General features: G+C 69.9%; 14 protein-coding genes, 2 tRNA genes and 1 pseudogene. 12 read left to right on the top strand and 5 right to left on the bottom strand.

The window, feature by feature from the left end:
* Positions 1 to 96: 96 nt before the first annotated feature.
* Both VIP82_RS09785 and VIP82_RS09780 read right to left on the bottom strand, forming a co-directional pair.
* On the bottom strand, positions 97 to 1,182 hold the full coding sequence (locus VIP82_RS09785; RefSeq protein WP_331908044.1) for an LLM class flavin-dependent oxidoreductase: 1,086 nt from the start codon (positions 1,180 to 1,182) through the stop codon (positions 97 to 99).
* Between the two features lie 85 nt (positions 1,183 to 1,267).
* On the bottom strand, positions 1,268 to 1,909 hold the full coding sequence (locus VIP82_RS09780) for an NADPH-dependent F420 reductase (RefSeq protein WP_331908042.1): 642 nt from the start codon (positions 1,907 to 1,909) through the stop codon (positions 1,268 to 1,270).
* Between the two features lie 117 nt (positions 1,910 to 2,026).
* Here VIP82_RS09780 and VIP82_RS09775 point away from each other — a divergent pair, with 117 nt between their 5' ends.
* Positions 2,027 to 3,013 (top strand): aldo/keto reductase, encoded by a 987-nt coding sequence (locus tag VIP82_RS09775; protein ID WP_331908040.1) that lies wholly within the window; start codon positions 2,027 to 2,029, stop codon positions 3,011 to 3,013.
* A gap of 18 nt (positions 3,014 to 3,031) precedes the next feature.
* On the opposite strand, the gene VIP82_RS09770 is transcribed toward VIP82_RS09775, so the two are convergent.
* A complete protein-coding gene (locus VIP82_RS09770; protein WP_331908038.1) occupies positions 3,032 to 4,387 on the bottom strand; it encodes a cryptochrome/photolyase family protein in 1,356 nt (451 codons plus the stop codon).
* Between the two features lie 79 nt (positions 4,388 to 4,466).
* On the opposite strand from VIP82_RS09770, the pseudogene VIP82_RS09765 reads away from it, so the two are divergent.
* The 5 genes and pseudogenes from VIP82_RS09765 to VIP82_RS09745 all read left to right on the top strand — a co-directional run.
* Positions 4,467 to 5,513, top strand: a pseudogene (locus VIP82_RS09765) (LacI family DNA-binding transcriptional regulator); the annotation flags it as partial.
* 279 nt (positions 5,514 to 5,792) lie between these two features.
* Positions 5,793 to 7,466 carry a glycoside hydrolase family 13 protein gene (locus tag VIP82_RS09760; protein ID WP_331908036.1) on the top strand — a complete coding sequence of 558 codons (1,674 nt, stop codon included), beginning with the start codon at positions 5,793 to 5,795 and terminating at the stop codon, positions 7,464 to 7,466.
* Between the two features lie 107 nt (positions 7,467 to 7,573).
* Positions 7,574 to 8,944: an ABC transporter substrate-binding protein gene (locus tag VIP82_RS09755; RefSeq protein WP_331908034.1), complete on the top strand. Its 1,371-nt coding sequence runs from the start codon at positions 7,574 to 7,576 to the stop codon at positions 8,942 to 8,944.
* 62 nt (positions 8,945 to 9,006) lie between these two features.
* Complete coding sequence (locus VIP82_RS09750) at positions 9,007 to 9,993, top strand: carbohydrate ABC transporter permease (protein WP_414684649.1); 987 nt, start codon at positions 9,007 to 9,009, stop codon at positions 9,991 to 9,993.
* A complete protein-coding gene (locus tag VIP82_RS09745) occupies positions 9,990 to 10,916 on the top strand; it encodes a carbohydrate ABC transporter permease (protein WP_331908030.1) in 927 nt (308 codons plus the stop codon). Before VIP82_RS09750 ends, VIP82_RS09745 begins: the two co-directional genes overlap by 4 nt.
* A 7-nt stretch (positions 10,917 to 10,923) precedes the next feature.
* On the opposite strand, the gene VIP82_RS09740 is transcribed toward VIP82_RS09745, so the two are convergent.
* Positions 10,924 to 12,264, bottom strand: a complete 1,341-nt coding sequence (locus VIP82_RS09740) for a diacylglycerol/lipid kinase family protein (protein ID WP_331908028.1) — start codon at positions 12,262 to 12,264, stop codon at positions 10,924 to 10,926.
* A gap of 132 nt (positions 12,265 to 12,396) precedes the next feature.
* On the opposite strand from VIP82_RS09740, the gene serS reads away from it, so the two are divergent.
* The 5 genes from serS to VIP82_RS09715 all read left to right on the top strand — a co-directional run bounded on the left by serS (position 12,397) and on the right by VIP82_RS09715 (position 17,450).
* Positions 12,397 to 13,662 (top strand): serine--tRNA ligase, encoded by a 1,266-nt coding sequence (gene serS / locus VIP82_RS09735; protein ID WP_331908026.1) that lies wholly within the window; start codon positions 12,397 to 12,399, stop codon positions 13,660 to 13,662.
* Positions 13,659 to 14,567, top strand: coding sequence for an HAD family hydrolase (locus VIP82_RS09730; RefSeq protein ID WP_331908024.1), 909 nt, complete (start codon positions 13,659 to 13,661; stop codon positions 14,565 to 14,567). The genes serS and VIP82_RS09730 overlap by 4 nt, the downstream gene beginning before the upstream one ends.
* 138 nt (positions 14,568 to 14,705) lie before the next feature.
* A tRNA-Ser gene (locus VIP82_RS09725) sits at positions 14,706 to 14,790 on the top strand.
* A gap of 99 nt (positions 14,791 to 14,889) precedes the next feature.
* Positions 14,890 to 16,128 carry an LCP family protein gene (locus tag VIP82_RS09720; RefSeq protein WP_331908061.1) on the top strand — a complete coding sequence of 413 codons (1,239 nt, stop codon included), beginning with the start codon at positions 14,890 to 14,892 and terminating at the stop codon, positions 16,126 to 16,128.
* Complete coding sequence (locus VIP82_RS09715) at positions 16,128 to 17,450, top strand: LCP family protein (protein ID WP_331908022.1); 1,323 nt, start codon at positions 16,128 to 16,130, stop codon at positions 17,448 to 17,450. Before VIP82_RS09720 ends, VIP82_RS09715 begins: the two co-directional genes overlap by 1 nt.
* 54 nt (positions 17,451 to 17,504) lie before the next feature.
* Here the strand turns inward: VIP82_RS09715 and VIP82_RS09710 are convergent, their stop codons facing one another.
* Positions 17,505 to 18,197 carry a DUF2278 family protein gene (locus VIP82_RS09710; RefSeq protein ID WP_331908020.1) on the bottom strand — a complete coding sequence of 231 codons (693 nt, stop codon included), beginning with the start codon at positions 18,195 to 18,197 and terminating at the stop codon, positions 17,505 to 17,507.
* 153 nt (positions 18,198 to 18,350) lie between these two features.
* Here VIP82_RS09710 and VIP82_RS09705 point away from each other — a divergent pair.
* Positions 18,351 to 18,442: transfer RNA gene (locus tag VIP82_RS09705), tRNA-Ser, on the top strand.
* Positions 18,443 to 18,708 lie beyond the last annotated feature (266 nt).

Raw genomic sequence — 18,708 nt, 5'->3', positions numbered from 1 at the left:
TACCCGCGGCGTCGACCTCGCCCGCGGCGCCCGCCGGTCCCGAGCCCGTGCGCTCTCCGGAGGATCCCGCTCCGCTGGGTCGGCGAGCTCCAGACGTCAGGGCGCCAGGCCGAGCTCGGCGGCGAGCAGCTCGAGCGTCTGCAGGCGGCCGGGGGCGGCATCCATCGGCTCGTTCTCGTAGGAACCGGCGATCGGCGAGATCATGACCTCGTCGACGCCGTGCCGGGCGGCGAAGGTGCGGAGGTCGGATGCCACGGACGGCGCGGTGCCGACGAACCACTTCGCGCGTGCCGACGCCATGAACGTGTCGCCGAGACCGGCGAAGTCGGCGGCGTTCGCGATCGAGGCCTCGACGGTCTCGAGGGCGACGAGCGGCTGGTTCGTGCGCAGACGCGCGGTCATGCGCAGGTTCGGCAGCGCACGTGCCTCTGCCTCGTCGTCCGTCGGTGCGACGAGCACGTTCGCGGTCAGGAACGTCCGCGGGGCCGCAAGCGTCTCGGACGCCACGAACGCCGTGCGGTAGAGCTCGAGCGCGCGCTCGAGCCCTTCGCCCGAGAAGTGGTTCGCGAAGACATACGGCAGGCCGAGGGATGCCGCGAGCTGGGCGGAGTAGTCGCTCGAGCCGAGCAGCCACACCTCGGGCGTCGTGGTGGCGGCCGGTGTGGCGTGCACGTCGTACGTGCCGCCCGACGTGAAGCGCAGGGAGGCGCCGTCGGGAGCGACAAGGGAGAGGATGTCGCGCACGTGGTCGGGGAAGCGCTCGACATCGCTCGTGGTGCCGCTCTGGCGCAGCAGCTGGGTGATCACCGGGTCCGACCCGGGCGCGCGGCCGAGGCCCAGGTCGATGCGACCGGGGGCGAGCGCCTCGAGCGCCGCGAACTGCTCGGCCACCACGAGTGGCGAGTGGTTCGGCAGCATGACGCCGCCCGAGCCGAGGCGGATCCGCGAGGTGCGAGCCGCTGCGGCCGCCGCCAGCACCGGCGGCGTGGTCGACGCGACGGCCGGCATGTTGTGGTGCTCGGCGAACCAGTACCGGCGGTAGCCCAGCCGATCGGCGGCGTCGACGAGGGAGAGGGATGCCGCGACCGCCTGCGCGCTCGTCTGGCCGGTGCGCACCGGGACGAGGTCGAGGACGGAGAGGGCGAAGTCGGGCAGGGCCGGGGCGGGGACTGCAGTACTCATCGTGGACTGCAACCGCGCGGCCCGGCATCCGCATTCCGGATCGAGCCGGATCCCGCGGGATCCGGCCCGATGGCGCGGTCCGCGATCAGGGGAGGCGGTTGCCCTTCGCGATGTTCTCGCGCAGCTCGGCGGCGGTCTGGCGCGCGGTGTACGCCGGCCGGTCGCGCTCCAGCCGCCACGACTCGCTGAGCGGTCCGGCGCTGACGGTGTCGAACCCGAGGGCGTCGTAGATGCCCGTCACCAGCTCGACGGCATCCTCATGGTCGCTCGCGGTGCCGAGGGCACGGCGGTCGGGATCGCCCGCCGGCAGGCCTGTGGTGTTGATCTCGGACGCGAGGATCTGGTTGAACGCCTTCACCACCTTCGAGGCCGGCAGGTGCGCCTGCACCAGTCCGGATGTCGTGGCCTCGCCGCGGTCGAGGGCGTCGATGTGGCCGTCGCGCTCGAAGTAGTAGTTGATGGTGTCGAGCACGATCTTGCCGGCGAGCGGCTCGACCGGGAGCTCCTTCAGCGCCTTGAGCGGCACCGTCACCACGGCGATGTCGCCGGCGGCGGCCGCGTCGGCGGCGGTCGCGGCGGTGACCTTCGGCCCGAGCTCGGCGACCAGGCCGGCCAGGCTCTCGGGCCCGCGTGAGTTGGCGATCACGACGTCGTACCCGAGTCCCGAGAAGGCGCGTGCGAGCGCGCTGCCGATATGTCCTGCACCGATGATTCCGATCGTTGTCATGACGGGCGGCAACCGGGTGGGGGCCGCGCGCATTCCGCGCGTCGACACGGGAGGAAATCCGGGAAACGTTTTCGGAAACCTGCCCCCGCGCCCCGGGAGTCGTGTGACGATGGCGGGATGGACTACGTGCACCTCGGACGAACCGGCACCTCCGTCTCGCGGATCGTGCTCGGCACGATGAACTTCGGCGACCGCACCTCGGAAGAGGATGCGTTCGCGATCATGGACCGCGCGCTGGAACTCGGCGTGAACTTCTTCGACACGGCGAACGGCTACGGCGGCTCCGGCGGCCGCGGCGCCACCGAGGAGATCATCGGCCGGTGGTTCGCCGCCCGCCCCGGCGTGCGCGACGACATCGTCCTGGCGACGAAGGTGCACTCGCCGATGGTCGATCCCACACCCGACGGCGACGTCGTCAACGCGCGCGGGGCGTCGGCATGGCAGGTGCGTCGGGAGGCGATCGGGTCGTTGCGCCGCCTGCAGACGGACCGCATCGACCTGTACCAGTTCCACCACATCGACCGGCACATCTCGTGGCCCGAGCTCTGGCAGGCCATGGAGGTGCTGGTGGCGCGGGGCGAGGTCGTCTACACCGGCAGCTCGAACTTCGCGGCGTGGAACATCGCGCAGGCGAACGAGATCGCTACGCAGCGCAACTTCCTGGGGCTGGTCAGCGAGCAGTCGCTGTACAACCTCGTGCAGCGCTCCATCGAGCTCGAGGTCATCCCCGCGGCGCAGAACTACGGCCTCGGTATCCTGCCGTGGTCGCCGCTGGCGGGCGGGTTGCTCAGCGGCGGATCCTCGGACGCCAACGCACGGTCGGCCACGGCTCGCGTCGCGTCGCAGCGCGAGCAGCGCGGCGACCAGCTCGCGGCTTACGAGCGGTTCGCGCAGGAGCGCGGCTGGGCGCCGTCGGCCCTCGGGCTCGCGTGGCTGCTGCACCAGCCGGGCGTCACCGGACCGATCATCGGGCCCCGCACCGTCGAGCAGCTCGAGTCCGCGGTGTCGGCCCTCGACATCCGGCTCAGCGACGACGACCTGACGGCGCTCGACGAGCTGTTCCCCGGCCCCGGCGGCCAGGCGCCCGAAGCGTACGCCTGGTAGCGATCGGGGGCGGGTCGGTCAGGCGCGGGCGGCCCGCTTGACGTGCTCGTACGCGTCGAGCGCGGCCTTCCGCGTCTCGCCGAGGTCGACGATGGGCTCGGGCGGGTGCTCTCCGAGATGCTCGGGTGCCCACTCGCGCACGTAGTGCCCGTCGGGGTCGAACTTCCTGGCCTGCAGCTGCGGGTTGAAGATGCGGAAGTACGGCGCCGCGTCGGCGCCCGAACCTGCCACCCACTGCCAGTTGAACGGGTTGTTGGCGCCGTCCGCGTCGACGAGCGTGTCCCAGAACCACTCCTCGCCGCGCCGCCAGTCGATGAGCAGGTTCTTGATCAGGAAGGATGCCGCCACCATCCGGACGCGGTTGTGCATGTAGCCGGTGTGCCAGAGCTCCTTCATGCCCGCGTCGACGAGCGCGACGCCGGTGCGGCCCCGCTGCCAGGCCTCGAGGTGGGTGGGCTTCAGCCGGGGCCACGGGAACGCGTCGAACTCGGACCGCAGATTGCGGCTCGCGAGATCGGGGTGGTGGAAGAGGACATGCCACGCGAACTCCCGCCACCCGAGCTCGGACAGGAACCTGCCTCCGGCACCGGCCTCGACGGTCTCGTGCCACACGGTGTGCGGGCTGAGCTCGCCCCAGCGGAGGCGCGGTGACAGCAGCGAGGTCGCGCCGGCGGCGGGCTCGTCCCGCGCGCGGTCGTAGTGCGCGACGTCGACCCGCAGGAACTCGCTCAGCCGTCGGCGGGCGGCAGGTTCGCCCGGCTCCCACGTCTCGCGCAGTCCGCCCGCCCAGTCGGGTCGCGTGGGCAGCAGCGCCCAATCGTCGAGCGAGTCGGATGCCGGAGAGCGGCGCGGCCCGCCGACCTCTCGCGGTTCGGCGAGGGGCGCGCGGGGGGCGGGGAGGGCGAGGCACGCGCGCCAGAAAGGCGTGAACACCGAGAACGGGGTTCCGGCGCCGGTGCGCACCGTCCACGGCTCGAAAAGCAGCGAGGCCGCGAACGACGAGACTTCGACGCCGTCGTCGCGAAGCGCGGACTTGAGCCCGGCATCGAGCTCGCGCTCAGGCCCGCCGTAGCGCCGGTTCCAGAAGACGGCGCCGGCCGCGGCATCCGTCACCGTCTCTTGCACCACCCGATCGGCCGGGCCGCGCCGCAGCACCAGGGCGCCGCCGCGCTCGCGCAGCCGTTCGCCGAGAGAGGAGAGCGAGTGGTGCAGCCACCAGCGCGCCGCCCCACCGAGCGGGCGGATGCCGGGGCTCTCCTCGTCGAGCACGTAGAGCCCGATCACGGGCTCGCCGCGGTCGAGGGCCGCTCGCATCGCGGGGTTGTCGGCGAGGCGCAGGTCGTCGCGGAACCACACGAGGGAGGGGCCGGGCATGCCCTCATCCTGCCGCCCGACCGGGTCGGCTGCCCGGTCTTGACAGGTCGACCGTGTTCGGCATCCGTCGCTTGCGCGCACTTGCGCGATCCTGCAAGTTCTTGCGTACACTGAGCGCATGTCGAAGCGTCTCGCCGAAGTGGCGCGCAAGGTCGGGGTCAGCGAAGCCACCGTCAGCCGCGTGCTCAACGACAAGCCCGGTGTGTCGGAGGCCACGCGCCAGGCCGTGCTCACCGCGCTCGACGTGCTCGGGTACGAGCGCCCCACCAAGCTCCGCGGCGAGCGGGCGCGCCTGGTCGGACTCGTACTGCCCGAGCTGCAGAACCCGATCTTCCCCGCGCTCGCCGAGATCATCGGCGGCGGATTGACGCAGAACGGCTACACGCCGCTGCTGTGCACGCAGAACGCCGGCGGCATCACCGAGTCGGACTACGTCGACCTGCTGCTGCAGCAGCAGGTGTCGGGCGTGATCTTCCTCGGTGGCAACTACAGCCAGGCGGATGCCGCGCACGAGCACTACGAGCGGCTGCGCCAGGTGCACCTGCCGACCGTGTTGGTGAACGCGCGGATCGACGCCCTCGACTTCGCCACCGTCTCGACGGACGACGGCGCGGCCGCGGAGCAGGCGATCCAGCACCTGCACCAGCTCGGCCACCGCCGCATCGGCCTGCTCCTCGGCCCGCTCGACCACATCCCCTCGCAGCGCAAGCTCGCCGCCGCGCGCCCGCTGCTGGAGCGACTGGGCTCACCGCTCGAGGACTCGCTCGTGGTGCGGGGCCTGTACTCGCTGGAGTCCGGACAGGCCGGAGCCACGCGTCTCTTCGCCGCCGGGGCGACCGCCATCGTGTGCGCCAGCGACCCGCTCGCGCTCGGCGCGGTGCGTGCCGCGCGACGGCACGGCCTGCGGGTGCCCGACGACGTCAGCGTGGTGGGGTTCGACGACTCCTTCCTCATGAGCTGCACGGAACCGCCGCTGACCACCGTGCGCCAGCCCATCGAGTCGATGGGGCGCACCGTCATCGAGCTGCTGCTCTCGCAGATCGCGGGAACGACCGAGCCCGGCGACGAGCTGCTCTTCGAGCCCGAGCTGGTGCTGCGGGCCTCGACCGGCCCCGCCGCAGCCTGACCCCCGCTTTCGGCAACACCCGGTCGTTGAGCGGAGGGCGCTCTGGCGCCCGAAGGCGAAACGCCTCGAGCCTCGCTGCGGCGTCGCGTCCAGGGAGTTTCGTCTCGCTCGTGCCTCGCTCGCTCAACGACCGGGTGTCGAGGCGTCCCGCGCAGCGGGCACCTCATCCGCCGCTGATCGAAATCGTAATCTTGCATGATTCTGTACAACACTTGCAAAGCAACCGCCCCACGAATACATTCGTCGCATCGAGTCCTTCCATCGACGACGAGGAGTCACGTGGACACCGAGGTCCTCACCCGCGGCGAACGAGCCGTTCCCGCGAGCGACAATCCGCTGTGGTGGCGGTCGGCCGTCATCTACCAGGTCTATGTCCGCAGCTTCGCGGACGGGAACGGCGACGGCACGGGCGATCTCGCGGGTGTGCGTGCCCGTCTCGGCTACCTCAAGGACCTCGGCGTCGACGCCCTCTGGTTCAACCCGTGGTACCCGAGCCCGCTGGCCGACGGTGGCTACGACGTGCAGGACTACCGCGACATCGACCCCCGGTTCGGCACGCTCGAGGAGGCGGAGCTGCTGATCCAGGAGGGGCTGGCCCTCGGCATCCGCACGATCATCGACGTGGTGCCGAACCACATCTCGGATCAGCACCCGTGGTTCCAGGCGGCGCTCGCCGCGGGTCCGGGCAGCCCCGAGCGCGAGCGCTTCTGGTTCCACCCGGGCGGCGGCCCCGACGGCGACGAGATGCCGACGGACTGGGTTTCGAGCTTCCAGGGCGAGACCTGGACGCGCACGACCAACCCCGACGGCACACCGGGAGAGTGGTACCTGCACCTCTTCACGCCTGAGCAGCCGGACCTGAACTGGAATCACCCCGACGTGCGCCGTGAGCACGAGGACATCCTCCGGTTCTGGTTCGACCGCGGCGTCGCCGGTGTGCGCATCGACTCGGCGGCGCTGCCGGTCAAGGATCCCGCGCTGCCGCCTATCGGTGACAGCGTCCACGCCCCCGGGACGCATCCGCACGTCGATCGAGACGAACTGCACGACATCTATCGCGGCTGGCGGGCCGTTGCCGACGAGTACGAAGGCACCCGCGTGCTCGTCGGCGAAGTGTGGCTGGACGACGCTGAGCGGTTCGCACGCTACCTGCGACCCGACGAGATGCACACGGCATTCAACTTCGACTTCATGACACAGCCGTGGAGCGCCGCGGCGCTGCGCGGCTCGATCCAGCGCACGCTCGCCGAGCACCAGCCGGTCGGCGCCCCCGCCACCTGGGTCCTCTCGAACCATGACGTGACCCGCCCGGTCACGCGGTACGGCCGCGCCGACTCGGCGTTCGCGTTCGCACGCAAGCGGTTCGGCACTCCCACGGACATCGCGCGGGGCACGCGTCGAGCACGCGCGGCGGCCCTGCTGACGGCGGCGCTGCCGGGAAGCCTGTACATCTATCAGGGCGACGAACTGGGCCTCCCCGAGGCGGAGCTGCCGACTTCGGTCATCCAGGACCCCATGCACTTCCGTTCGGGAGGCGTCGATCCTGGGCGGGACGGATGCCGCGTTCCGCTGCCGTGGTCGGGCACCCGGCCGCCCTACGGCTTCGGAACCGCCCCGAGCGCGGACACCTGGCTTCCGCAGCCCCGGGACTGGGCGCCCTTCGCCGCGGATGCGCAGGAACATGACCCGGGGTCGATGCTGTCGCTGTACCGCGAAGCCCTGCGTCTGCGGCGCGAGAACGGCGACCTGCACGGCGAGGACCTGGCGTGGCTCGAGCTCGGCGCCGACGTGCTCGCCTTCCGACGCGGCGAACGGACAGTGTCGATGACGAACCTGGGCCCCGTTGCCGTGCCCGTTCCCGCTCACCGCGCGGTGCTGCTCTCCAGCGCGCAGCCGACAGATGATCGGGGACCGATGCTTCCCCCTGACTCCACGGTGTGGCTGGCACTGTGAGCAGCCGAACCTGACACCCGGAGGCGGCACCTGCGTCGGCCCCATGATCCGCACCAACCCGCACCACACACCACAGCACGACACAGCAGAAACGAAAGGACCCGACAATGACGTCAACGATCCGGCGCGCCGCCATCGGCGCGCTCGCACTCACCTCCACGGCGGCACTGCTCGCCGGATGCGCCGCTTCCGGTGGCGATGACGCCGACGGTGGCGTCACCATCACCGTCGCCATCGACGCCGGGCTCGAGCAAGAGGCCCGTGACAACTTCGACGCGCGTGTCGAGGCGTTCGAGAAGGACAACCCCGACATCACGGTGGAGGCTCAGGAGTACACCTGGACGGCGCCCACCTTCACGACCGACCTCGCCGGCGGCACGCTGCCCGACGTCTTCACGATCCCGTTCACCGACGGGCGGGGACTCATCGCCAACGAGCAGATCGCCGACGTGTCGGAGCTCGTCGCGAAACTCCCGTATGCGGATCGCTTCAACCCCAACGTCGCGCAGGCGGGGCAGGCCGACGACGGCAGCCAGTGGGCGATCCCGATCGCCGCGTACGGCCAGGGACTGCACTACAACCGCACCCTCTTCGAGGCGGCCGGGCTCGACCCGGATGCCCCTCCGACCACGTGGGACGAAGTGCGAGAGGCGGCGAAGGCGATCTCGGAGGCGACCGGAGAGGCCGGATACGCGACGATGACCTCGGGCAACACCGGCGGGTGGATCCTGACGACGCTGGTCAACGCGTTCGGAGGACGCACCGAGAACGCAGACGCGACGGCGCCCACGCTCGATTCCGACCCCGCCGTCGCCGAGGCGCTGGAGTACCTCCACGAGCTGCGTTGGGCCGACAACTCGATGGGCTCCAACTTCCTGTACGACTGGGGCACCATCAACCAGGACTTCGCTGCCGGACGCATCGGCATGTACGTGTCGGGCGGCGGCAACTACGGCAACCTGGTGACGCAGAACGAGCTGAACCCCGACGACTACGGACTGACGGTGCTTCCGCTCGAGGGCGACGATCCCGGCCTCCTCGGGGGCGGCACCCTGGCCGCCGTCAGCCCGAAGGCCGACGAGTCGGCGCAGGCCGCCGCGGTCAAGTGGATCGACTTCTACTACCTCGCCAAGCTCGCCGACGAGGACACGGTCGTCGAGACCGCGGAGCTTGCGGACTCGCTCGGCCAGCCGGTCGGCGCTCCCGAACTGCCCATCTTCGACGCGAGCCAGTACGAGGAGTACCAGGCGTGGATCGCGCCTTCGGTGAACGTGCCGGTCGAGCAGATGGCGCCCTACACCGACGCGATCTTCGACCAGCCGCTCGTCGCCGAGCCGCGGGTCGCGACGCAGGACGTCTACGCTCTCCTCGACACGGTCGTCCAGTCTGTGCTCACCGACGAGAACGCCGACATCGCCGCACTCCTCGCCGACGCGCAGTCGCAGGCCGACGCACTGTACGCCAAGGCCGGCTCGTAGTCTCCCCGTCCTCCCGGGGCAGGCTCGCCCCGGGAGGACGCCGACCTGGAACAGGACCCGCTATGACGCAGTTGACGCCGACGACGGCGCCACCGCCCGTCGCCGAGACGCCCGATACCATCGACCGTGCCGTGAGCACGGAGCCCCGCAGACGCCGCGGCGTCCGCGGGTGGGTGCGAGGCGACGGCCCGCACACCCTCGTCTTCCTCGTCCCGCTCCTCATCAGCTTCGTGTTCTTCTCGTGGAAGCCGATCGTGGATGCCGCGGTCATGGCCTTCCAGCACACGAACCTCATCTCGCCGCCCGAGTGGGTAGGCCTCGAGAACTTCGCGACAGTGTTGAACGACCCGCTGCTGGGGACCGCCGTCCTCAACACGCTGTGGTTCGCGGTGCTCGCGCTGCTCCTCGGCTACCCGATCCCGCTCGTGGTCGCGGTGCTGATGAGTGAGGTCCGTCGAGGTCGCGGTCTGTACAGCGCCCTCGCGTACCTGCCCGTCATCGTCCCGCCCGTCGTCGGAGCACTCCTGTGGAAGTTCTTCTACGATGCGTCGCCGAATGGTGTGTTCAACACCATCATCGGCTGGTTCGGACTCGGTCCGCTGCCGTGGTTGCAGGACCCCGCCACCGCGATGCCCTCGATCGTGCTCTTCGCCACTTGGTCGGCGGCCGGAGGGACGGTCATCATCTACCTCGCCGCCCTGATCGGCGTCGCCCCTGAGCTCTACGATGCGGCCGAGGTCGACGGCGCCGGAGTGTGGCGCAAGGTGTGGCACGTCACCGTGCCTCAGCTGCGCGGCGTGCTGCTGGTCACGTTCATTCTCCAGATCATCGGGACTGCGCAGGTGTTCCTCGAACCCTTCCTCCTGACCGCCGGTGGCCCGGCCAACTCGACCATGACGGTGCTGATGCTCATCTACAAGTACGCGTTCCAGAACAGCTTGGGCGGTGACTACGGTGCTGCCACGGCTCTGAGCATCATGCTCGCCGTCGTGCTCGCGATCTTCTCCGCGGTCTACTTCCGCCTCACCAAGAGCTGGAGCACGTCGTGAGCGCGGTCGATGCCAAGGTCGCGCGCCGCCGCCTGCGCGACGACGACGCCGATCGCGGCATCCTCTCGTCCGCCGATTGGCGCCGCCCACGGGTCCGTGCCACGACGCGCGCGACTCACGCGGTGCTGCTGGTGTCGCTGGTCGTCGTGGGACTCGGACCGATCCTGTGGCTGGCGAAGTCGGCTGTCACGCCGACGCAGGACACGCTGCGACAGCCCCTCGCGCTCTGGCCCAACGGCATCGACTGGGCGAACCTCGGCGAGGCGTGGAATCGCGTCGAGATCGACAAGTACTTCGGCAACACGGTGATCATCGCGCTCGGCGTGTGGCTGGTGCAGGTTCTCGTGGCGACGACGGCCGGCTACGCGCTGTCAGTGCTGCGTCCGCGTTACGGCAAGGTCATCGTGGGCGCAGTCCTGGCGACGCTGTTCGTGCCGAGCATCGTGCTGCTCGTCCCGCTGTACCTCACGATCGTGCAGCCGCCCCTGCTCGGCCAGTCTCTGATCAACACGTTCTGGGCGGTGTGGCTACCGGCGGGTGCGAACGCGTTCAACGTGCTGCTCGTCATGCGGTTCTTCGATTCGCTGCCCCGCGAGGTCTTCGAGGCGGCGCGCACGGACGGCGCCGGGCCCTACCGCCTCTTCTGGTCGGTGGTTCTTCCGATGTCGAGGCCGATCCTCGGAGTCGTCTCGGTGTTCGCGGTCATCGCCGCCTGGAAGGACTTCCTCTGGCCGATGCTCGTCCTCAAGGACCCGGCATTGCAGCCTCTGTCGGTGCGCCTGCCGCAGCTGCAGCAGTTCATCGAGCTCGACGTCTTCCTCGCCGCGCTCGCGATCTCGACCGTGATCCCGATCCTGCTCTTCCTGCTGTTCCAGCGCGTGTTCCTCAACAGCGCCGGCATGGGCGGCGCCGTGAAAGGCTGAGTCCTCGTCAGAGGCCGTCGGTGTCGTGGCCCTTGGGCACGACCACCAGGAGTGCGGCGGGGGCGACGCGGGTCTTCACCGAGAGGGCCTCGCCGAATTCGTCGCCGTCGAGCTGCACGGGACGCGGCTCGTGGGTCGCCAGCTCGATGCCCGCGCCGCGCGAGTAGATCACGGCGTTGTCCTTGGTGCGCAGCGACAGCACGCGGCGCCCGGTGCGGAAACGGCGGAGGAAGCTGTTGTCCCACGCGACGCGGCGCCAGACGAACAGCCACCCGAACGGGCCCTTGGGCTGGAAGATGACGATGTCGAGCGCGCCGTCTGCGACGGAGGCCTCGGGGATGAGGTCGAGCCCCGCGGGGAGCTTCCCGCAGTTCGCGAACAGAACGCTCTGCACGCGCGAGGAGTGCAGGCGGTGCCCGGGCAGCTCGTAGACGACGCGGAACGGCTTGGCGTACGGCAGCGCGCGCGCCGCTCCGTCGACGTAGGCCACCCACCCCACCGACTTCTTCAGCTGCGGGTTGGTGTTGGCGATCATCGCGGCATCCAGGCCGATGCCGCCCATCACCACGAAGGCGTGCTCGGCGGTCGTCCCGTCGGGACGACCGAGCTCGGTCCAGCCGACGTCCATGGCGACCCTCTCGCCGTCGAAGACCGCGCGCACCATGGCATCCGGCTCGGTCAGCGGCAGCCTCAGATTGCGGGCGAGCAGGTTGCCGGTGCCGCTGGGAACGATCGCGAGGGGCACGCCGCTGCCGCTCATGGCCTCCGACACGGCGCGCACGGTGCCGTCGCCGCCGGCAACGAGGACGGTGTCGACGCCCTCGTCGAGCGCCTGACGGGTCACGTCGTCGCCGAGGTCGTCGACCGTGGTCTCGTAGAAGAGCGGCTCGGCCCAGCCGGCGTCCGCCGAGAGCCGGGTGACGGTGTCGCGGAGGGCGTCGGCGTCGACCTTGATCGGGTTGTAGACGAGGGCGGCCTTGGGTGAGGGGCGCTCACCCGCCGTCTCCAAGGGGCGCGTCCGGCCGGCCGCGTCGACGCGGCGCGCGTGGCCGGCCTCGCCGTCAGCCGTGTCGGCTTCGACGTCGTCGGGCTCGCGGATCACGTCGTCGGGCTTGGCAGCCTCGGCCGGGTCGGGCGCTCCGGTCTCGGACGGCCCCGCCGGTGTGGCGGCTTCGGCGTCGGGGATCGTCTCCTCGATCTCCGCGTCGGCGAGGTTGAGCTCGGCCGTGCTGGGCCCGTCGGCGTAGATCGCGTCGGCGGGATGCGGGATGAGGTCGTCCTCGGGTCGGGCGTCCTCGGGGCGTGCATCCTCGGGTCGTGCGTCGTCGCTCGATCCAGATGCCGCCATGTCGTCAAGAGTAGGACGCGAAGCGCCGGTCGGGCGCATATGGGGCGAAGGTGCCTGCCTGGGTGTCTCGGCGGTGACGCGGTCGGGAGCCGTCACACCTGCCCTCGCGGAGGCGCCGACTAAGCTTGCAGGGTGATCGATCCCGTGCTGCTTCGCGACAATCCCGAGCTGGTCAAGCGCTCGCAGGAGGCGCGGGGCGAGTCGCCCGACACCGTCGACGTCGCCGTGGAGGCCGATCGGGCACGACGCGCCGCGATCACGACGTTCGAAGAGCTTCGCGCCGCGCAGAACGCTCACGGCAAGAGAGTCGCGCAGGCGCCGAAAGAGGAGAAGGCGGCGCTCGTCGCTGAGGCGAAGCAGTTGAGCGAGCAGGTGAAGCAGGCTCAGCACGCGGTCACCGCCGCCGAGGAGGCCTCCGCCGAGGCCTTCGCCGCCCTCGAGAACATCGTCATCGAAGGGGTGCCGGCTGGCGGCGAGGACGACTTCGTCACGCTGCGCACCCACGGCGAGGTGCCTGCGTTCAGCTTCGAGCCCCGCGACCACCTCGAGATCGGCGAGCGGCTCGGCGCGATCGACATGGAGCGCGGCACCAAGGTCTCGGGCAGCCGGTTCTACTTCCTGACCGGCATCGGCGCCCGCCTCGAGATCGCGCTGATGAATCTCGGCCTCGACCGCGCGTTGCAGGCGGGCTTCACGCCCATCATCCCGCCGACACTGGTGCGTCCCGAGGTCATGCGCGGTACGGGATTCCTCGGCAAGCACGCCGCCGAGGTCTACCACCTCGACGACGAGGACCTCTATCTCGTCGGCACCAGCGAGGTGCCGCTCGCCGGCTACCACATGGACGAGATCCTCGACCTCTCGCGCGGCCCCAAGCGCTACGCCGGCTGGTCGACCTGCTACCGCAGCGAGGCCGGTTCGTACGGCAAGGACACCCGCGGCATCATCCGCGTGCACCAGTTCAACAAGCTCGAGATGTTCGTCTACACGACTCCCGAAGAGGCCGAGGCCGAGCACCTGCGTCTCGTGGAGCTGCAGGAGCGCATGCTGCAGGACCTGGGCCTGTCGTACCGCGTGATCGACGTCGCCGCGGGCGACCTCGGCTCGAGCGCCGCTCGCAAGTACGACGTCGAGGCCTGGGTGCCCACGCAGAACGCCTACCGCGAGCTCACCTCGACGTCCAACTGCACGACCTACCAGGCACGTCGGCTCGACATCCGTTACCGACCCGAAGGCGGCAAGACGCAGCCGGTGGCGACGCTCAACGGCACGCTGGCGACCACGCGATGGATCGTGGCGCTGCTCGAGACGCATCAGCGCGAGGACGGCTCGGTCACGGTGCCAGAGGTGCTGCGACCGTTCCTCGGCGGACTCGAGGTCATGGAGCCGATCGCGTGACCGACGCCCACCTGCCCGCGACCGGGTCGATCAAGGTCGTCGCGCCGAAGAAGGCTGCGAAGCTCGTCGAGCGGGTCGCGCGCGATACCGAGAACCCCGCGGTCGCGACCGAGCAGCTCCTGATCGCACTCGACATCGACGGCACGGTGCTGCTCGAGGACGAGTCGCTGAGCCCGGGAGTCGTCGACGCCGTCGAGCACGCCCACCGTGCGGGGCACGAGGTGATGGTCGCGACCGGTCGCAGCTGGGAGGGCACCCGCGGCATCGTCCGCGTGCTGGGCATCGCCCCGGAGTTCGTCGTGTGCTCCAACGGCGCCGTCGTCCTCAAGCGCCTCGAGGCCGACGAGCTGCAGTACGAGCGCTGGCACGTCGAGACCTTCGATCCGAGCGACGTGCTCGCGCAGCTGCGCGAGCACCTGCCCGACGCCCGCTACCTCGTCGAGCTGCCCGACGGCCGCCGGCTGTACACGGAGTACCTCGAGGACTGGAATCTCACGAACGCACGCCGGGTGCCGTTCGAAGAGCTCGGCGCGCAGCCCGTGTGCCGCATCGTCGTCGTCTCGCCCGACAAGCGCGAGAAGGACTTCGTAGACCTGGTGGCGAGCATCGGGCTCAACCACGTCTCGTACGCCGTCGGCTGGACAGCATGGCTCGACATCGCACCGCAGGGCGTCGACAAGAGCACCGGCCTCGAGCTCGTGCGCACCGAGCTCGGCATCGACCCGGCCCACGTGCTCGTGATGGGCGACGGCCGCAACGACGTCGGCATGTTCCGCTGGGCGCTCGACAACGGCGGGCGCGCGGTCGCGATGGCGCAGGGCCCGCAGGAAGTGCGGGATGCCGCGGGCGAGACCACCGCGTCGGTGCACGAGGGCGGCGTCGCTGCGGTGCTGCGCCTCCTCTGACGTTTCGTCTCGCCCCGCAGGGAACGGCTGTGTCCTTCAGAGGATTGCCAGGCGCCGTTGGAAGAATGGGGCGACAGCGCTGTCGGCTAGACTCGACGCCTGTTCGACGGATGTCGCCCTCCGGGGCGTCGTCGGTCGGGAGGGTTGTCCGAGCGGCCGATGGACCTGGTCTTGAAAACCAGTGGGCAGCAATGTCCCGTGGGTTCGAATCCCACACCCTCCGCAGAAACGATGTGCCGGGGGGCGACCGTGAGACCGCAGCATCCCTGAGAGGAACCGAGTGAGCTCGACGCACAAGCCCACGAGGCGTGGCCGCAGGACGGTGGCCCGTCACGGTGAGCTGTCGTCTCCGGGCCCGTTCGGCTTCGTAGCGAAACTCATCGGTATCGTCGCAGCCGTGGTGCTGGTCTCGGGCGTCGGGGTCGCGGCATATGCCGTCACCGACATCACCACCAGCTTCACCGCCGATGCCGTCGAGCTCGAGGGCCAGGGATCCGTTCCGCCCGACATCGGAGCGATCGAGGGCGGCGTCGACATCCTGCTCGTGGGCACCGACGAATGCGAAGAGGAGTACGCCTACCTCTTCGGTGACCGCTGCACGGGTGCGGATGCCGGCGGTCAGCTCAACGACGTCAATATGCTCGTCCACATCTCCGACAACCCGCGCCGGGTGACGGTGGTGTCGTTCCCGCGCGACCTGATGGTGCCGATCCCCTCGTGCACACGGGAGGACGGCTCGACCTCGTCGTCGACCTCCAAGACGCAGATCAACGAAGCGTGGGGCTACGGCGGACTGTCGTGCGTCGCGAAGACGGTCAGCGACCTGAGCGGTCAGAACATCCCGTTCGCCGCGAAGGTGAGCTTCGGCAACGTCATCAACATCACCGACGCGATCGGCGGCGTCGACGTCTGCATCGGCAACGGCGGCATCAAGGACAAGTACACCGCCATCAACTGGCCGGCGGGTCCGCGCACGATCCAGGGCGTCGAGGCGCTGCAGTTCCTGCGCACCCGCCACGGCCTCGAGAACGGCAGCGACCTGGCGCGCATCAGCAACCAGCAGCAGTACATGTCGAGTCTCGCGCGCAAGCTCGTCAGCAGCGAGGTGCTGTCCGATCCGACGACGCTGTACAAGCTGGCCACCACGGCGGTCGACAACATCACGCCGAGCGAGTCGCTGACCAACCCGATGACGCTCATGCAGATCGCGCTCGCGATCAAGGACGTGCCGTTCGAAGACATCGTGTTCGTCCAGTACCCCGTGCTGACGGACCCCGCCGACGTCAACCGCGTGGTGCCCGACCGCGACTCGGCCGATCAGCTGTGGGCGGCGCTCGCGGCCAACGAGTCGATCGAGGTCACGCACGACCAGGATCTGACCGGAGGAGTGATCGTGGCCGACCCGCCGACCACTGAGCCGACCACGGACCCCGCACCCACCACGGACCCGACGGCCGCGCCCGCGCCGAGCGAGACTCCGGTGGCGCTTCCCGACAACATCCCGGGTCAGAACGCGGCACAGCAGACCTGCTCGGCCGGCAACGTCAGGGCCAACGGCTGATGGCGGCGTCGAAGCGGCCCTCGGGAGAGGGTCGGGCGCCCCTCGCGCGCCACGGTGCCCTGAAGTCGCGGCATCCGTTCGTCACCGTCGTCGCCATGCTGGGCGTCGTGCTCGGCATCTTCGGCGTAAGCGCCGCCAGCATCGCCGCCTACAACGTCTGGGATGCGACGCAGACGGTGGCAGCGAACGCCGTCGTGCTCGACGAGGGCGAGGTGCTGCCGCCGTCGCTGGGTGCGATCGAGGGCGGCGTCAACATCCTCATGGCCGGCACCGACTCGTGCGAGGGCGATAACGCGAAGCTGTCGACCGCCTGCCAGCGCGGCGATACCGAGGGCGAGCGCAACGACGTCACCATGCTCGTGCACATCTCGGACGAGCCCCGCCGCGTGACGGTCGTCTCGTTCCCGCGCGACATGCTCGTGCCGATCCCGTCGTGCCCCAAGGAGGACGGCAGCGGCAGCTACTCGGCGATGTCGTCGCAGATGATGAACGCGTCGTACCAGTACGGCGGGCTGGCCTGCACCGTGCTCACGGTCGAATCCCTCATCGAGGACAAGATCGACTTCGCCGCCGCGATCCGCTGGACCGGCGTCATCAACATGTCCGACGCCATCGGCGGCGTCGACGTGTGCGTGGCCGACGACATCAGCGACGTGCACACCGGCCTCAGCCTGACCGCCGGCAACCACACGCTCCAGGGCGTGCAGGCGCTGCAGTTCCTGCGCATCCGCCACGGCATCGGCGACGGCTCGGACCTCGGCCGCATCTCGAACCAGCAGCAGTTCATGTCGTCGATGGTGCGCAAGCTGCAGTCCGGCGCCGTGCTGTCGAACCCTGCCACGCTGCTGAACCTCGCGTCGACCGCGATCAACCAGGTGCAGCAGAAGCAACTGGTGCTGAGCTCCGGTCTCACCAATCCCACGCTCATGGTGCAGATCGCGATGGCCGTCAAGGACGTGCCCTACGAAGACATCGTGTTCGTCCAGTACCCCACGCGGTACACCTCCGGCGAGGGCGCGAGCCGGGTGGTGCCGGTGAAGGATGCCGCGAAGGTCCTGTTCGACGCGCTCAAGGCCAACCAGCCGCTGACGCTCACCGGTGACGCCAGCCAGGGCTATGGCGTCGAGGTGACCGGCGAGGCCGAGAAGCCCGCGGTGGCGCCGACGCCCGCAGCGACGGCGGAGGCGGGGGAGACCCCGGCCACCGGCGAGACGCCGGCGACGGCGGAGACGCCCGTGCCCGAGCAGCGGGTCGAGCTGCCGTCCGACATCGCGGGGCAGACCGCCGCGCAGACCACGTGCACGCAGAAGGAAGGCCGGTAGCGCCTTCCTGGTCGGCTGCGTCCTGCCCCCGGTGACGCGGAACGGGCCGGGTCGTCAGGCGGGGTGCCCTTGGCTGTCGGTGTGATCGCGCTGCGTCGAGAACTTCGAGACGAAGACGAGCCAGCTGCCGTCGGCCTGCAGCGTCGCGACACCACCGTCCTGCCAGATCCCGTTCTCGGGCCACCACTGCGAGCCGGCGGGGTCGCCTTGGTTCTGGTGGACGTTGTGCACGCCCTGCACCGAGGCCGGTGCCGCGTTCTCGGGAAACGGCTCGCCCCACACCAGGGTGAGCGCGCCGACACGCAGCGTCGCCTCCAGCGCCTCCGATGCCTGCAGATGATCGCCCGAGCGCCAGGGCCGGAGGACCCGGATCCAGAACCACGAGCGCTCGGCGGGCACGGCATCCCTCACGCGGAAGAGCCAGTGCAGGAATCGTCGGATGCCGATGACGCGCAGGGCGGGATGCCGGATGACGTCGATCGCCCCCGTCGTCGGCCCGGAGACGAGCCGGGTGAACGCCGGAGGTGGCAGCGTCGGCCAGCCGAGCTTGGCGCTCGTCGTGCGCACGGTCTTCCACTGGACACCGGCCGCCGAGTTCTTGCTGTCGACGTCGACGGCCACCCGGAACTCGCGGGCTCCGCTGCGGACCCTGAGATTGACGTGCCACCAGCGCCCGAATTCGTCCGGGTCGTCCCGCACGTGCGACGTGAGGGTTCCGCTGAGCACTCCGTACTGTGTGAACGGCATACCGGGGAGAGCGGTGCGCTGGTCCGGTTGATACGAAGGCGTGGGTCGAGGGGATCGCGGGGGTGCCGCATCGACGTCACCGGCGGGTGCAAGAAGCGGCGTCGGTCTCGGTTATGATTGCTGGGTGCATCCGCGCTTCGCGGCCGGATGCCTGGAGACGTCGCATAGTCAGGCCTAGTGCACCACCCTGCTAAGGTGGAGTCCTCGTAAGGGGACCGAGGGTTCAAATCCCTCCGTCTCCGCCATAATCTCCTGATCGACCAGCATTTTTGTTGGCGCATATGTGTCATTTGCGCCCTGATCCAATTGCAACCGGCTGAAGCGCGCTGATGGTCGTGGCTGGCCTTCCCGAGATCGCTGCGGCGCGCTCGGCACCTCGGTTCGCGTTTGGCACCGTCATCCGGCATTTGTGCGGGCGGTGCCGTGGACCGCGCAGCTCAGACCGAACCGCGGCGGCTTCTACACGTAGACACCGACCCTGGGAACCGGCGCGGGCACAGCCTGGACTCCA

This window comes from Microbacterium sp. (genome assembly GCF_036566905.1).
Taxonomy (GTDB): domain Bacteria; phylum Actinomycetota; class Actinomycetes; order Actinomycetales; family Microbacteriaceae; genus Microbacterium.
This window is presented reverse-complemented; position numbering and strand designations above follow the sequence as displayed.

Bases quoted from the DNA above. Each gene is read 5' to 3' on its own strand.
- VIP82_RS09780 (WP_331908042.1), bottom strand. From the start codon at position 1,909: ATGACAACGATCGGAATCATCGGTGCAGGACATATCGGCAGCGCGCTC.
- VIP82_RS09750 (WP_414684649.1), top strand. From the start codon at position 9,007: ATGACGCAGTTGACGCCGACGACGGCGCCACCGCCCGTCGCCGAGACG.
- VIP82_RS09775 (WP_331908040.1), top strand. From the start codon at position 2,027: ATGGACTACGTGCACCTCGGACGAACCGGCACCTCCGTCTCGCGGATC.
- VIP82_RS09740 (WP_331908028.1), bottom strand. From the start codon at position 12,264: ATGGCGGCATCTGGATCGAGCGACGACGCACGACCCGAGGATGCACGC.
- VIP82_RS09785 (WP_331908044.1), bottom strand. From the start codon at position 1,182: ATGAGTACTGCAGTCCCCGCCCCGGCCCTGCCCGACTTCGCCCTCTCC.
- VIP82_RS09710 (WP_331908020.1), bottom strand. From the start codon at position 18,197: ATGCCGTTCACACAGTACGGAGTGCTCAGCGGAACCCTCACGTCGCAC.
- VIP82_RS09755 (WP_331908034.1), top strand. From the start codon at position 7,574: ATGACGTCAACGATCCGGCGCGCCGCCATCGGCGCGCTCGCACTCACC.
- VIP82_RS09770 (WP_331908038.1), bottom strand. From the start codon at position 4,387: ATGCCCGGCCCCTCCCTCGTGTGGTTCCGCGACGACCTGCGCCTCGCC.
- VIP82_RS09715 (WP_331908022.1), top strand. From the start codon at position 16,128: ATGGCGGCGTCGAAGCGGCCCTCGGGAGAGGGTCGGGCGCCCCTCGCG.